General features: G+C 41.8%; 12 protein-coding genes and 1 tRNA gene. 8 read left to right on the plus strand and 5 right to left on the minus strand.

Translation table 11 applies throughout. The features are described from left to right. Window positions 1-115 precede the first annotated feature (115 nt). A complete protein-coding gene (locus PASHI_RS05760; protein WP_062564881.1) occupies window positions 116-3,001 on the plus strand; it encodes a M16 family metallopeptidase in 2,886 nt (961 codons plus the stop codon). A 35-nt stretch (window positions 3,002-3,036) separates the two neighbouring features. Here the strand turns inward: PASHI_RS05760 and PASHI_RS05765 are convergent, their stop codons facing one another. The 3 genes from PASHI_RS05765 to PASHI_RS05775 all read right to left on the minus strand — a co-directional run bounded on the left by PASHI_RS05765 (window position 3,037) and on the right by PASHI_RS05775 (window position 4,985). Next, the gene (locus tag PASHI_RS05765; protein ID WP_062564882.1) at window positions 3,037-3,978 is read right to left on the minus strand and encodes a sensor domain-containing diguanylate cyclase; all 942 of its coding nucleotides are present in this window, start codon (window positions 3,976-3,978) and stop codon (window positions 3,037-3,039) included. Window positions 3,979-4,259: 281 nt separating this feature from the next. Continuing rightward, complete coding sequence (locus PASHI_RS05770; protein WP_062564883.1) at window positions 4,260-4,577, minus strand: helix-turn-helix transcriptional regulator; 318 nt, start codon at window positions 4,575-4,577, stop codon at window positions 4,260-4,262. A 3-nt stretch (window positions 4,578-4,580) separates the two neighbouring features. After that, on the minus strand, window positions 4,581-4,985 hold the full coding sequence (locus PASHI_RS05775; protein ID WP_062564884.1) for a hypothetical protein: 405 nt from the start codon (window positions 4,983-4,985) through the stop codon (window positions 4,581-4,583). Between the two features lie 338 nt (window positions 4,986-5,323). On the opposite strand from PASHI_RS05775, the gene cysE reads away from it, so the two are divergent. Together cysE and PASHI_RS05785 are read left to right on the plus strand one after the other, a co-directional pair. After that, entirely contained in the window at window positions 5,324-6,148 is an 825-nt protein-coding gene (gene cysE, locus PASHI_RS05780; protein ID WP_054560835.1) for a serine O-acetyltransferase, read from the plus strand. A gap of 86 nt (window positions 6,149-6,234) precedes the next feature. Next, complete coding sequence (locus tag PASHI_RS05785) at window positions 6,235-6,822, plus strand: hypothetical protein (protein WP_062564885.1); 588 nt, start codon at window positions 6,235-6,237, stop codon at window positions 6,820-6,822. Between the two features lie 2 nt (window positions 6,823-6,824). Here the strand turns inward: PASHI_RS05785 and xseA are convergent, their stop codons facing one another. Continuing rightward, window positions 6,825-8,159 (minus strand): exodeoxyribonuclease VII large subunit, encoded by a 1,335-nt coding sequence (gene xseA / locus PASHI_RS05790; RefSeq protein WP_062564886.1) that lies wholly within the window; start codon window positions 8,157-8,159, stop codon window positions 6,825-6,827. A 134-nt stretch (window positions 8,160-8,293) separates the two neighbouring features. Between xseA and guaB the strand changes: the two genes are divergently transcribed. From guaB to rimI, 5 genes are all read left to right on the plus strand, one after another. Then, entirely contained in the window at window positions 8,294-9,763 is a 1,470-nt protein-coding gene (guaB, locus tag PASHI_RS05795; RefSeq protein WP_054551225.1) for an IMP dehydrogenase, read from the plus strand. A gap of 100 nt (window positions 9,764-9,863) precedes the next feature. Continuing rightward, window positions 9,864-11,441, plus strand: coding sequence for a glutamine-hydrolyzing GMP synthase (guaA, locus tag PASHI_RS05800; RefSeq protein WP_054551226.1), 1,578 nt, complete (start codon window positions 9,864-9,866; stop codon window positions 11,439-11,441). A 146-nt stretch (window positions 11,442-11,587) separates the two neighbouring features. Further along, window positions 11,588-11,664 (plus strand) — tRNA-Trp (locus tag PASHI_RS05805). Between the two features lie 68 nt (window positions 11,665-11,732). Next, entirely contained in the window at window positions 11,733-12,035 is a 303-nt protein-coding gene (locus PASHI_RS05810; RefSeq protein WP_062564887.1) for a hypothetical protein, read from the plus strand. Next, window positions 12,022-12,468: a ribosomal protein S18-alanine N-acetyltransferase gene (gene rimI / locus PASHI_RS05815; RefSeq protein WP_054551230.1), complete on the plus strand. Its 447-nt coding sequence runs from the start codon at window positions 12,022-12,024 to the stop codon at window positions 12,466-12,468. Before PASHI_RS05810 ends, rimI begins: the two co-directional genes overlap by 14 nt. Here rimI and PASHI_RS05820 read toward each other — a convergent pair. After that, on the minus strand, window positions 12,465-15,119 hold the full coding sequence (locus PASHI_RS05820) for a hybrid sensor histidine kinase/response regulator (protein ID WP_055020975.1): 2,655 nt from the start codon (window positions 15,117-15,119) through the stop codon (window positions 12,465-12,467). The two genes, rimI and PASHI_RS05820, sit on opposite strands and share 4 nt — an antisense overlap. Between the last annotated feature and the right edge of the window lie 150 nt (window positions 15,120-15,269).

Here is a 15,269-nt window from a genome sequence, read left to right on the forward strand (position 1 = left end):
CAAAATTGACACACCTGTTTACATAAATTATTGCTCTGACCCTCATATTTTCAGGCGCTTTGATGCATAATCAAGCAGCAATGATTATGAGAAAAATAACTAACAAGGGAACATTATGAAATTTAGATTATTAGCAACCAGTGTTGCTGTAACACTTGCTTTAAGTGGCTGCGCAAGTAACTCACAGTCAACTATGGTTAAAGAAGTCGAAATTGAGCAGCAAGTAAGCCAAGATGATAACCGTGTATTTAGCCAAGATTATCTATTAGAAGAGCTTGAGAATGGCCTTCGCGTGATGGTCGTTAAAACAGATTACCCTGATGTTGTGTCACTGCAAATTCCAGTATCGGTTGGTTCACGTAATGAGGTTGAAGCAGGTAAAACCGGTTTTGCACACTTCTTTGAGCATATGATGTTTAAAGGCTCTGAAAAATTCCCACAAGATGTGTATTCAGATATTTTAAAAAACTCAGGTGTTGATAATCGCGCGTATACGACTAACGATTACACTAACTATCACTTAAACTTCTCAAAAGAGCACTTAGATAAAGTGCTCGAAATTGAAGCTGATATTTTCCAAAACCTGACTTACAGCGAAGAGCAGTTCCGTACTGAAGCGCTGACTGTAAAAGGTGAGTATTTAAAGAATAATGCTAGCCCAATTCGTAAGTTACTTTCTGCGGTTCGTAACGAAGCATTCGAAAAGCATACCTATAAGCACACCACCATGGGCTTTTTCGAAGACATTGAAGCCATGCCTGATCAAATGGCCTATGGTAAAGAGTTTTTCGCTAAATTTTATAAGCCTGAGTATGTATCTTTAGTCATCGTAGGTGATGTTGATCCACAAGAAACCATGGCAATGGTGAAAAAGCATTGGGGTAATTGGAAAAAAGGCGATTACCAAGCAGATATCCCTGTTGAACCAAAGCAACAAGCCGCAAAATATGTACATGAAAAAAATGATGGTTTACCAGGCCACTGGTTGCTTGTGTCATACAAAGGCACTGCATGGGATCCTACTCAAAAAGACCGTGCCGCTCTTGATTTGATCTCACAGCTGTATTTCTCTAACAACTCGGCACTTTATCAAGAGCTTGTTGTTGATAAACAAATTGCCAGCCAAATGTTTACCTATAACCCAGATACTAAAGATCCGGGTTTACTACATGTTTTTGTAAAAGTCGAAAACGAAGCGGACCTTGCGAAAGCCCGTGATGCGATTAACCGTACTTATGCGCAAGCACGTACTGAGTTAGTTGATGCACAAAAGTTAGCGGATTTAAAATCAAACCTAAAATACAGCTTTATTAATGGTCTTGATTCATCGCAGTCAATTGCGTCAACGCTTGCAAGCTACATGCATTTTGAACGCGACCCTGAGGTTATTAACCAACTGTACGCAACTGCTGATAGCATCACGCCAGAAGATATCAAAGCGGTAGCAAACAAATATTTTGTTGATCCGAGCCGTACCACGGTGACAATGTCGGCGCTTGATAAAGTGGCTGGTTTTGAGCAAGAAGTTGATTTAAATGCCTTGGTTGCCAGTATTGAGCAAGCCCCAACAGAGCGTCACTTTAAAGTACTTGATAAAACCAATAGCTCACCACTGGTTGATGTTAACTGGTTATTTAATACCGGCGCAGCGGCTGATCCACATGGTAAAAAAGGTTTAGCAGCACTCACTGCAGCGATGCTAGCGCAAGGTGGCTCAGAAACGATGAGCTACAAAGATATTCAAAAAGCGTTATATCCACTAGCGGGAAGCTTTGGCTATCAAATCGATAAAGAGATGATTTCACTACGCGGCCGTGTACATAAAGACAATGCCGCGCAGTGGTATGCACTTGTTAGCGACCAGTTGTTAAACCCTGGCTTTAGAGAAGATGATTTTAAACGCCTGAAAAAAGAGCTTATTGATAGCATTAAAGCAGGTCTGAAAGCGTCAAATGACGAAGAGTTAGGTAAAGAAGTGCTATATCATCAGCTTTATAAAGGCCATCCGTATGAAAGCTATAACTATGGTGATTTATCAGATCTTGAAGCACTGACACTTGACGATGTAAAAGCGTTTTATGCTAACCAGTTTACTCAATCTAAATTAACAGTGGGTCTAATTGGTGCGATTCCGAGTGATGTTAAATCGACTATGCTAAAAGATTTAACATCGCTTCCGCAAGGTAAAGAAAGCCGCTTAACGATCCCTGATGCGCCAGAACTTAAAGGTCATCATGCAACGATTGTTGAAAAATCAGCGCAATCTACCGCTGTGTCATTTGGTTTCCCAATCGATACAATTCGTAGTAGCGATGACTGGACAGCGCTTTGGTTAGTGCGTTCTTACTTTGGCGAACACCGCAGCTCAAACAGCTTCTTGTATCAGCGTATTCGTCAAACCCGTGGTATGAACTATGGTGACTATGCATACATTGAGTACTTCCCACGCGGTATGTTCCAAACTAAACCTGATGCTAACTTAGGTCGTTCAGAGCAAATTTTCCAAGTGTGGTTACGTCCGCTTCGTTCTAATAACGATGCGCACTTTGCAACGCGTACGGCATTATTTGAACTTGATAAGCTAATTAAAAATGGCATCAGCAAAGAAGATTTTGAAGCGACTCGTAACTTCTTAATTAACTTTGTGCCACAAATGGTTGCAAGCCAAGATCGCCAATTAGGTTATGCGCTTGATAGTGAGTTCTATAACACTGAGAGCTTTGTTGACTATGTGCGCGGCAAGCTTGAAAAGCTAACCCTTGATGATGTTAACCGTGTTATTCGCGATAACCTGCAAACAGAGAATATTCACTATGTGTTTATTACTGGTGACGGCAAAGACATGCAAAAACGTTTAGTTTCAGAGCAAACATCACCTATGGTGTATAATGCTGAAAAACCAGCAGAACTTGTTGCTGAAGACAAAGTGATTGCTGACTATAAACTTGCAATACCAGCGAAAAACATTTCAGTACTTGATGTCGAAAAAGTATTTCAGTAATAACTGGATAAAAAAGCTCTAATCAATGCCCCTAATTAGGGGCATTGTTCTAGGTTTAATGGCTCGATGTTATCAGCAATTACAAGCTGATTTCGGCCAGCTTCTTTTGCTTGATAAAGCGCGTTATCAGCCATTTCAATGAGTAACATGGCATCATCAATGCTACTAGGGTAGATAGTTGCTAAACCAATACTAACCGTTAAGGGATGACCGGCAAGCTCTGGTAGTTGAAGCGTATTTAGCGCTGCCATAAACCGCGTCACGAGTTTTTGTGCTTGATGGCTTTGCGTATTACCGAGTACCAGTACAAATTCTTCACCGCCGTATCTAGCGCACAAGTCACCAGGTCTGCGAGTATAATCTGGTAATAGTTTTGCCACTTCTTTTAAGCAAATATCACCCACCAGATGACCAAAGTTATCGTTAAGAGACTTAAAGTTATCAAGGTCAATCATGGCTAACGACAAGGGGTGTTTTAAACGTGCACAGCGACTCCACTCTTGCTTATAAAAATCATCAAAATGACGTCGGTTAGCTATTAGTGTGAGGCCATCGATACGGGCGAGTTCTTGTACTTGCTGCTCGGCGATTTTACGTTCGGTAATATTTATATGGCTGATGACGATAAAGCGTTTTGATGCATGCTCGAAGGGCACTGCTCGCATTAAAAACCAACGCTTGTCGGTATTGCTATGACATGGATATTCTAGGTAATACTCGGTTAGTTGTTGGTTTATAACCTGACTAATACCAGATAAAGCTTGTGCACCAAACTCATCACCTTGCTGTGCAGCTGATTGACATATTGCGAGGTAGTTTTGCTCTTCCCACTGGGTATTACACTGGCAATTATTTTCATCGCCAAAAGTTTGCCAACTGCGATTCACAAATTGAATATCACCTTTCTCATCAATTACAACAATATGTTTTGAGATCGTATCGAGTATTGATTTTAGAAACTCTTTTGATTCAACCACATTCGTTCCTAGTCACTATCACTTTTTTAAGATTAGCAATAAATGCTGGGTTTTCACCGTGGTTTACATAAAAAACAATTAATAAGGTATTTGTAGGTGCTGATATGAAAAAACTGCCAGCACCTAGCTCAACGCTCAGTTCTGACAGTTATATTTTATTTATATGCTTAGAAATGCTAAAGCATTGCGCCAATTTTAACTGCTAGCGCAAATAGCATGGTTGCTATTACAAAGCCGATAAGTGTAGCGTAGCCGCGTTGTTCTTTGGTCATCTATCACTCCTAAAAAATAACAAATACCGTTGCCATACCAAGGGCAAAACTGACAAACGAAGAAGCCGCTACGATTGCAGCGAGATTTTGCTTACTCACTGCATGTGTTGTGCTTTGTTCTGATACTTCGTCATCGAGCTTAATAAGCTCACCTTGGCGCACTTCAAAAACTGCGCATAGGCCCATGGTGGTTTCTTTTGATGCCGCACCTTCTTTTTCAACTCGTTGAATGGTACGTAGGCTTACATCACAGGCATCGGCTAGTTGCTGCTGCGTCCAATCGAATTTAAGTCTAAGTGCTTTTATTGTATTTGGGTTCAGTTGCATTACTTACTTCCCAAGAAATGGTTCAATAAAAGTAACAACTGCATAACCCGATATTGCCCCACCAATAAAACAGCCTAAGGTAACCAAAGCTACTTGTTTTGGATTATCAGTAAGTGAGGTTTGTGTGCTCTGTTTAACTAATTTGTCAGCTTTATAAAACGAACATTCAAGCTTGCCTGTCAGTATATTTTTCATCTCGAATTTGACTGCATAAGCATTACCTTGGTAGCTAAAGTCATGATGGCTTTTAAAACCGAAGCTGCGTTTTTCACTTACCAATTCGTCGTTTACATATACTTTTTCTTTACCGCTCATGATGTGACCAAAGCAAGCGATTTGGTTGTCACCATCTTGAAAGTAAAATTTATAACCTAGCTTGTGTGAGTTTAGTACGTCGTTTTTCATCATCGTTTCCTTGTTAAGTTGATGATGTAAATTTAATGATTATTTTTGTTTTTTACGCCGTCAGCGATATGTCAGTGCCTATTTTGGCATATGACAGACAAGATGTCATATCTGTCTTGTTATTGAAAAATAAGCACTTTAATTAATTTGCTCGGCTAGAGTCAGAATTTGCTACTGTCATATGCGGTTGGCAAAAAAGCACAGTAAAAAGAGTAAAAATAGGTGTTGTTACTCTGGTTATTAGATATAACCAGAACAAATAAACAACGGGTTAGTACATCTTGCTACAAATCCGTTAAACTTAAGGCTTAGCAGTTAGGTACAACCAGAAAGGCAAAATTATGCGTCATGAAATTTGGCAAAAGCTTCGAGATGAAGCAAACGAAGTCGTTTCCCGTGAACCGCTTTTAGCAAGTCACGTTTATTCGTGTGTGTTAAATCATGAATGCTTAGGTTCGGCGCTGAGCTTTATTGTTGCAAATAAACTTGCAGATGCGGTGGTATCAGCATTTACTATCCGTGAATTATTCGACCAAGCCTTTGTTAAATGCGATCTAATGCTGACGCATGTGGCTCATGACATAAAAGCAGTTAAAGATCGCGACCCTGCGGCCGATAGTTACTTAACTGTTATTTTGAACCTTAAAGGCTTCCATGCAATACAAGCACACCGACTCGCAAATTGTTTATGGCAACAAAACCGAAAAGAGCTTGCTCGCTTCATTCAAAGCAGAACCTCAGAAGTATTTGGCGTTGACATCCATCCTGCTTGTAAAGTTGGTCATGGTATTATGTTTGACCATGCAACTGGGATTGTAATTGGTGAAACAGCGGTTATTGAAGATAACGTATCGATTCTACAATCTGTAACCTTAGGTGGTACAGGTAATGAGCAAGGTGACCGCCATCCAAAAATTCGCGCCGGTGTATTGATTGGTGCGGGTGCAAAAGTACTAGGTAACATCGAAGTGGGAGAGGGGGCACGTATTGGTGCAAACTCTGTCGTGTTAAGTGCGGTTCCAGCACACACAACTGTGGTTGGCGTGCCAGCTAAAGTGGTCGGCAAACCGAGCTGTCCCTGTCCAGCAGAGAGCATGAACCAAAACTTTTTAGATGATGGTACGACTACCGCTAGTAATGCCTCCCACACCAGTGCTATGTTGTAGTTTTACACTTTAAAAGAGCAATGGAATTGTCTAAGTTATCCTTCGGATTAGCTGTTACAGCGTCATTTATTTGTGGCGCTGTCGCTATGTCACTTTTTCAACCTACTCCACAACAGCCACACACTTATCAGCAAGAATTTGTTGAAGAACAAATAGTTCAAGCACCAGAGCAGCAAGTCACTGCCATAGCGCCTGTTATTAATAAACAAGTCGCTGAAGTTAATTCATATAGCTCAGCAGCTGTTAGCAAAAGTGAGCTTGAGCAACAAATAGCAGAGTTAAAGTTACAAGTCGAAAATCAACAAGCGGTGATTGCTAGTTACCGTTCAAGTGCGATACCTCCACAGCAAATCGACTCACACCTGGATGAACTTTATACCTTGTTAGAAGAGCAATCTCGGGATGAGGCTTGGGCCTACCAAGTTGAAACAGCTATGAGTGATTTTTTAATCATGGCCGATTTACCAGTGCAACCACAGCTTAGTGTCTCAACATGCAAAAGCTCTGTGTGTCAGTTTAAGCTATTGCAACCAGAGGATGTTGATGATTTGCCAAGCCATTATTGGCGCAACATGACCGATAAAATGATGGAGCAAACCTGGTGGAAGCAATTTAAATTTACCTCCACCACCTCAAGTGACGATAGTCTAACAATCATTGCAAGCACGGAGTAATTTTATACAACTTTTGATTGCAGTTGACCATCAGCAAGCTCGGTGGTTATAAGCTCACCTACGCTTACATCGTTAACCGATTTTACTACGCCACCTTGTTGGTTTTTAGTAATGCTGTAACCACGAGCTAACACACTAAGTGGACTCACAGAATCTAAACGACTCGCTTGTAAAGAAAGCTGGTTTCGAGAACTTGAAAGTTGCTGTTGCATCGCTTGTGTAAGACGGGCATGTAATTGCGTGAGCTGATGCTCGCTTTTCGCTAACTGCTTTTCGGGTGAGCGTTGCATCAAACGTGGTGTTAGGTTAGCAAGTACTCGCTCATATCGCTGGATTTTGCCACTCATTGCGCTGTGTAAGGCCAAACTAAGTTCATCGAGTTTTTGCGCTTGTTGATTGAGTTGATTACGGGGATGGCATAGCTGCAAGCGATGCTCAAATTGAGTGGCAGTACTGCGTTTTACAGCTAAAGAGTGTTTAAAGGCATGATTTAAGTGCCTAACTAACTGCGTAACTTTGTTATGTAGCTCTTCGGTATTTGGACTAACTAGCTCGGCGGCTGCAGAAGGTGTTGCGGCGCGAATATCGGCAACATAATCACTGATTGTGGTATCGACCTCGTGACCAACGGCGCTAACAATAGGTAAGCGACTTTCAAAAATAGCGCGAGCTAGTTGCTCATGGTTAAAACACCACAAATCTTCGAGTGAACCACCACCACGACCTAATATAAGCACATCTACTTCGTTGCGCTGATTGGCGATGTTTATTTTTTCTATTAATTGGCTGTGGGCATCTGCACCTTGCACCATAGCTGGGTAAATCACGACTTCAAGCTGCGGAGCACGGCGTTTAAGTACCGTTAGAATATCGCGTATAGCCGCACCTGTGGCTGAGGTGATTACCCCAACACGATTAATATTAGTTGGTAATGGTTTTTTATGGGCTGAGCTAAATAGACCTTCGGCAGCTAAGCGCATTTTTAGCGCATCAAATTCTTGTTTTAATAAGCCTTCACCTGCAGGGGCCATATGCTCAACAATCAGCTGATAATCACCACGAGGTTCATATAAAGATACGCGGGCACGCACAGTTACTTGTGCACCATTGCTCGGGCGAAAAGTTTGGCCGCGATTATTGCCACGCCACATTGCCGCTTTTACCTGTGCTCGGTCGTCTTTTAAAGTGAAGTACCAGTGTCCAGATGCAGGGGCTATAAAGTTAGAAATTTCACCATTTAAGATAAGCGATGAAAAGCCTTGTTCTAAAACATGGCGAATTTCCTTATTTAGGCGCGAGACCGTGTAAACAGGCTGTGTTGATTGCGTAAAAGCCATTAAAAACCCCAGTAAAAAATTCTCTGTGTACTTTAACACAAATAAATGAATAATTTTATTTACTCGTGCTCACAACGCTGATAAAATTTGGCCGCAATTCCTTATACTCAGATCCACATGTGAGAAGTTGCACTATGCTAAGAATCGCTAAAGAAGCTCTTACCTTTGACGACGTACTTTTAGTACCAGGTCATTCTACTGTTTTGCCACACACGGCAAATATTTCAACTCGCTTAACGCGTGGTATCAATCTTAACTTGCCGCTAGTTTCAGCATCTATGGATACTGTAACAGAAGCACGCTTAGCGATTGCTTTAGCGCAAGAGGGCGGTTTAGGTTTCATCCACAAAAACATGACAATTGAAGAGCAAGCTAAAAACGTTCGTAAAGTTAAAACTTACGAAGCGGGCATTGTTTCTTTCCCTGTTACTGTGACTGCGGATCTTACAATTGCTGATGCTATCGCGCTTTCAGAAGACAAAGGTTTTTCAGGTTTCCCTGTAACCGACGCTGACAATAACCTTGTTGGTATTGTGACAAGCCGTGATATGCGTTTTGAAACGAAACTTGAGCAACCTGTTTCTACAGTAATGACGAAAAAAGAATCGTTAGTGACTGTTAAAGAAGGTGCAGACCGTGATGAAATCTTAGGTCTAATGCACGAGCACCGTATCGAAAAAATTCTCGTAGTTGATGATGCATTTAAACTCAAAGGCATGATCACTGTAAAAGATTATCAAAAAGCACAAGACAAGCCGCATGCATGTAAAGACGAGCAAGGTCGTCTACGTGTAGGTGCAGCTGTTGGTGTTGGCGCGGGTACTGATGAGCGTATCGCAGCACTTGTTGAAGCAGGTGTTGACGTATTACTTATCGATACATCACATGGCCACTCACAAGGTGTTATCGACCGTGTTGCACAAACACGTCAAGCATACCCAGATCTACAAATCGTAGCAGGTAACGTTGCAACAGCTGAAGGCGCGATTGCCCTTGCTGATGCAGGTGTTGATGCTGTTAAAGTTGGTATCGGCCCTGGTTCTATCTGTACTACTCGTATCGTAACAGGTTGTGGTGTTCCACAAATTACTGCTATTTCTGACGCAGTTGAAGGCTTAAAAGGCCGTGATATTCCTGTTATTGCTGACGGTGGTATCCGTTTCTCTGGTGACATCGTAAAAGCACTTGTTGCTGGTGCATCATGTGTAATGGTGGGTTCAATGTTAGCCGGTACTGAAGAAGCACCGGGTGAAGTTGAGCTATATCAAGGTCGTTACTACAAATCATACCGTGGTATGGGTAGCCTTGGTGCTATGGACCAAAAAGAAGGTTCATCAGACCGTTACTTCCAAAAATCGAACGAAGCAGACAAGCTTGTTCCTGAAGGTATCGAAGGCCGTGTTGCTTATAAAGGTCCTATCGCGACAATCATTCACCAACAGGTGGGCGGTCTACGCAGTGCAATGGGCTTAACTGGCTGTGCAACAATTGAAGAGTTAAATACTAAACCTCAATTTGTTCGCGTAACTTCAGCTGGTATGGGTGAGTCACACGTTCACGACGTGCAAATCACTAAAGAAGCGCCAAACTACCGCTTAGGTTAATTACCTTAAGGTATTGAAATTACATGGGCTAGCATTTGCTAGCCCTAATTTATTGATCATCTCCCTTTGGGAGAGCAGTTCCTGACTAACGAGATACTCCATGAGCAAAGACATTCACGATTCACGAATTCTCATTTTAGATTTTGGTTCGCAATACACACAGTTAATCGCACGTCGTATACGTGAGATTGGTGTTTACTGTGAGCTATGGGCATGGGATGTAACTGAAGAGCAAATCCGCGAATTTAATCCACAAGGTATTATTTTGTCGGGTGGCCCTGAGTCTACAACACTTGAAAACAGCCCACGTGCTCCTGAGTATGTATTTAACGCAGGCGTTCCAGTACTTGGTATCTGTTACGGCATGCAAACAATGGCAACGCAACTAGGTGGTAGCGTACACAGCTCTGATAAGAAAGAGTTTGGTTATGCGCAAGTTGAAAAAGTAGGTAACTGTGCGTTATTCGATGCTATCGAAGACCACATTACTGACGGCGGTGCAGGCGTACTAGACGTTTGGATGAGCCATGGCGATAAAGTGATGGAAGTACCAGAGACTTTCAAAACAACTGCTAAAACTTCAACATGTCCACATGCAGCAATGTCTTGGGAAGAAAAACGTTTTTACGGCGTACAGTTCCACCCAGAAGTAACTCATACTCACCAAGGTTTACGTTTACTTGAGCGCTTCGCGATTGATATCTGTGGCTGTGAAAAGCTATGGACACCAGCTAAAATCATCGACGATGCTATTGAGCGTATTAAGGAAACTGTAGGTGATGACGAAGTTATCTTAGGCTTATCTGGTGGTGTTGATTCATCTGTTGTTGCCATGCTTATTCACCGTGCAATCGGCGACAAACTAACGTGTGTATTCGTTGATAACGGTCTCCTTCGTTTAAACGAAGGTCAGCAAGTTATGGACATGTTCGGTAACAAGTTTGGCCTAAACATTGTTAAAGTAGATGCTGAAGATCAATTCTTAGCAGACTTAGCAGGTAAGTCAGACCCAGAAGATAAGCGTAAAGCGATTGGTCATACCTTCATTAAAGTTTTTGATGAGCAAGCTAAAAAGCTGAAAAGCGCTAAATGGTTAGGTCAAGGTACTATCTACCCAGACGTAATCGAATCTGCTGCATCAGCAACAGGTAAAGCTCACGTAATCAAGTCTCACCACAACGTAGGTGGTTTACCAGACGATATGGAAATGGGCCTTGTAGAGCCGTTACGTGAGCTATTCAAAGATGAAGTACGTAAAATTGGTCTTGAGCTTGGCCTACCTTACGACATGCTTTACCGTCACCCATTCCCGGGTCCTGGTTTAGGTGTTCGTGTACTTGGTGAAATCAAGAAAGAGTACTGTGACTTACTACGTCGCGCAGATGCTATCTTCATCGAAGAGCTACACAAAGCTGAGCTATACCATAAAGTAAGCCAAGCCTTCACTGTATTCTTACCAGTTAAATCGGTAGGTGTAATGGGTGATGCGCGTAAATACGACTGGGTTGTATCACTCCGTTGTGTAGAAACAATCGACTTTATGACGGCACGTTGGTCACACTTACCTTATGAGTTCTTAGGTGTGGTTTCTAACCGTATCATCAACGAAATCGATGGTATCTCTCGTGTTGTTTACGATATTTCAGGTAAGCCACCGGCAACAATCGAGTGGGAATAATTTTATTATTCTGACCTGAATTGGTACAAAAACGGCGAATTAGCTTGCTAATTCGCCGTTTTGTTTATTTAAGAAGCAGTTAAACTAAAAACTGTGTTTTTTTACTTTACCTTTGAAAAAAGCTCTATATAATTCGTCGTCATTGCAGGGGCGTAGTTCCAATTGGTAGAACAGCGGTCTCCAAAACCGACGGTTGGGAGTTCGAATCTCTCCGCCCCTGCCATTTCTTCCTTCTTTACTTTAATCGCAAATCTCCCTATATTACTTGCTCTTAATCATGATTGAGTTGTTATGAATCCAAGTTACGCTGCGATATTCTCTGTACAATCTTTAGAGTTGAATCAACACTATCGAACTGCGCCTGATACTTCTGGCGAACAGATACCAAACACTCAACAAGAAACACTGACGCTTCCGTTACAGTTTCACCAAGACCTCGAAAAAGCATTTGCGCCGTTAGTGATCACTCAAATCGTTAAAACAGCAAGTATTAGCTGGCAAGAGGGCTGCTTAGGCTTACCAAGCGATAAGCTCAATGGCGAACAGAAAAAACAACTTTGGTCTTTAATCGGTGAACAACTTGATAAGCTTTAAACCTGTCGATGCAACCTATATTAGCCAGTTAATGGCTATCGAAAACGCCTGCCATAGTCACCCGTGGACAGAGAAAACCATGCTGTCGTGTTTAGCTGGGCGTTATTTTAACCTGGCCGCTTTTCAAGGTGATGAGATGCTAGGTTTTTATATCGGTGAACAAGCGGGCCCAGATTACACTTTAATGGATATTTGTGTTGCGCCGAAGTATCAAGGGCAGGGCATTGCTAAGCAGTTGTTAAATGCATTTATTGAGCACGGCGAGCAGCACCAAGCTGAAAACCTATTCTTAGAAGTGCGTGAGTCGAATGCTCCTGCTATTGGCCTGTACGAAAGCGCTGGGTTTTCACATATGTCGGTACGCAAGAACTACTATCCAACCGCGACAGGCAACGAAGACGCTATTTTAATGGGTATGAGCTTTAGCCTTTAAGATGCTTCTTCAAGGGCATTGATAAGCGCATCGTAGCATTGCTCCACCTGCTCAGTTTGATTACTGCGTAGCGCATTTTCAAGCTGACCCGCAGTCTTGTGAATAGCTTCAAAACTAAAACACCCCGCACTGCCTTTTAAGCTGTGTGCTAATGAACGTAGCGCTTCCCATTCTTTAGCGCGATACAACTGTACAACTTGGCTTAAATAATCAGGAAGTTTTGAGCGATAGTTGTCGTTAATTTGTTGGAATTTTTCACTTTTTAGTAAGTTTTCCCACTTGTTTTGACTATCTTTTTCAATGTGTAAGTAGCTTACAAGCACTTGCTCTAGAGCATCTTTGTCGATTGGTTTGGCGAGTGCTTCATCACAGCCCGCTTCAATATAGGTATCAACATCAGTTTTCATTACATTGGCCGTAAGCGCAATGATAGGGCCATCATAGGCTGCGTGACGTAGCATTTGCGTTGCTTCTAAGCCGCCCATGACTGGCATCTGCATATCCATGATGATCAGCTGATAATCATTAACTAATGCCATTTCTACTGCTTCAGCACCGTTTTTCGCGATGTCAGGCTCAAGCCCCCAAGTTTGTAACAGCAGTTTGATCAGCAACTGGTTATCTGGGTTATCTTCGGCCACTAGTATATTGGCATCAAAACTGTTTGCTGCAAATGAAAGCTGAACGTCTTTACTTGGCGATAGTTGCTCATAGCTATGAATAAAGGCCTCGTACTTAAGCTGTTCGGCATTTAAGTGAGCAGCAACTTGTACGGTAAAACAACTGCCGTTTCCAGGTTCACTAATCAGTTGTACATCACCACCCAATAACTGGGCTAAGTTCTTCGATATACACAAGCCAAGACCCGTACCACCAAAGCGGCGAGTTGTCGTCGCATCGGCTTGTTCAAACGGTTTAAATACCCGTTCGACTTCGCGCTCAGACATACCGATACCGGTATCTTGAATCGCAAATTGTAAATGCTGTTTTTCGCTGTTGTAGCTAATATCAATCGAGATACTGCCTTTCTCAGTGAACTTAACCGCATTGCTGGCAATATTGATCAAGATTTGTTTTAAACGTGTGGTATCGCTATTAATAGTTTTGGGTATTGGTAGCTTGTAGTTGATATTAAACGCCAGTTGCTTCTCATTAGCTAGTGGGCGAATAATCGAATCAATATCATGAATAAGCTGCACTACATTACATGGCCCGCGCTCAACGGCGAGTTTTTCAGCTTCAATTTTTGATAAATCAAGAATGTTATTGATGAGCTCAAGCAAGTGCTTAGAGTTACGTAAAATGGTGCTTAAATGCTGCTCATCATTCACCGCATCCTTGTTGTGCAGAAGTTGCTCTGTAAAGCCCATAATTGCGGTAAGTGGAGTACGAATTTCATGACTCATATTCGCTAAAAAGCGGCTTTTCAGTTGGTTTGCTTGCTCAGCTTGCGCAATGGCCACTTCTAGCTTGCTATTCATTGCTTCGAGGGCTTTAGTACGGCTCTCTACTTTTTCTTCTAGGTGATGTTTATATTCTTCAAGCTCGTCTTGGTAATGACGAATTTGGTTCACCATGTGATTAAAGTCATTAAAAAGCACACCAACTTCATCGTTTGTATGGGCGGGCAAATAAACAGATAAATCACCATCACCAACCCGGTGACTTGCAGCCCCTAATAATTCGACTGGGGTGAGTAGTAAGTTGCGCACCACAATGTAGATCAAAATAGGCAGTGAAATCACCGAAATAATAACAATTAATGCAGTAATTAAACTGATGGCTTTACCAGACTGATATAGCAAATCTTTGGGAGTGGTAGAGATAAAATAATCACCGTCGGTCATTTGTACCGCGTAGATGATGCGCTCTTCTTTATCGATACTCGACAGCTCAATACTGGCTAGTTTGCCGTAATCGGCCAAACTCTTAATTTGTTCAAGTTCGTATTCACTTAGGTAACTGCCGCGTAGGTCATAGTCTGAGCTAAATAAAATTTGCCCTTTAGTGGTCAAAAACAAATTTAGAGTGTTATTAAATGGCGCTTCTAAAATACTGGCATTTAATATCGACGGTTCAACATGAACAACAATAAACCCAAGTTGCTGCGGCTGTTTTAAGTAGTAATCAATATTATAAATGGGGTGCACAAAGTACAGGCTAGTTGAGCCATCTTCTTTGGAGATCATAAATTGCTGTTGGCGCAAATTTGATTGCAGTACTTGATCAAAAAATGGGTAACTTTTCGGCGCAGGGGTTAATTGGCTTGAATAAAATGCATCGCTTTTACCATCTGGGGCAACATAGTTAATACTTACAATGTCAGGGTAAGCTTCTGAATAACTTGCAAATACATTCATTAACTCGCCAAGGCGTTCAATGTATTGATTTTTTGATTCAGGTTCGCGGGCTAAAAAGTCTGCCAAAACTGGGGAGGTCGAAAGCAACCGGGTAATCGAGTGAAATGAGTCAATGTAATTGAAGATTTTTTGCTGCTGTTGCTCAACAAAGCGACTGACAATCAGCTCAGCTTGTTTTTTTGTTGAATTGGTCACATTGGTTAACGTAAAGCCACCTAAAAACAACAAAGGTAAGATCACTAATGGTGTGATATACCATAATAATCGAATACTGAGCTTACTGGTTTTCATGACCTAAATTGATATCCCTCCGTGCAATTTATCAATAGTATGCGTTACAACTTGATTACACAAGCTTAGCAAAAAAGTGAACAACGAAAATCCTCAACGAAAGGTGAATAATTACTTACAATCGCTGCTTTTTTGGCTAAGACAAACAAG

The sequence above is a fragment of the Pseudoalteromonas shioyasakiensis genome (assembly GCF_001550135.1).
Classification (GTDB): Bacteria; Pseudomonadota; Gammaproteobacteria; order Enterobacterales; family Alteromonadaceae; genus Pseudoalteromonas; species Pseudoalteromonas shioyasakiensis.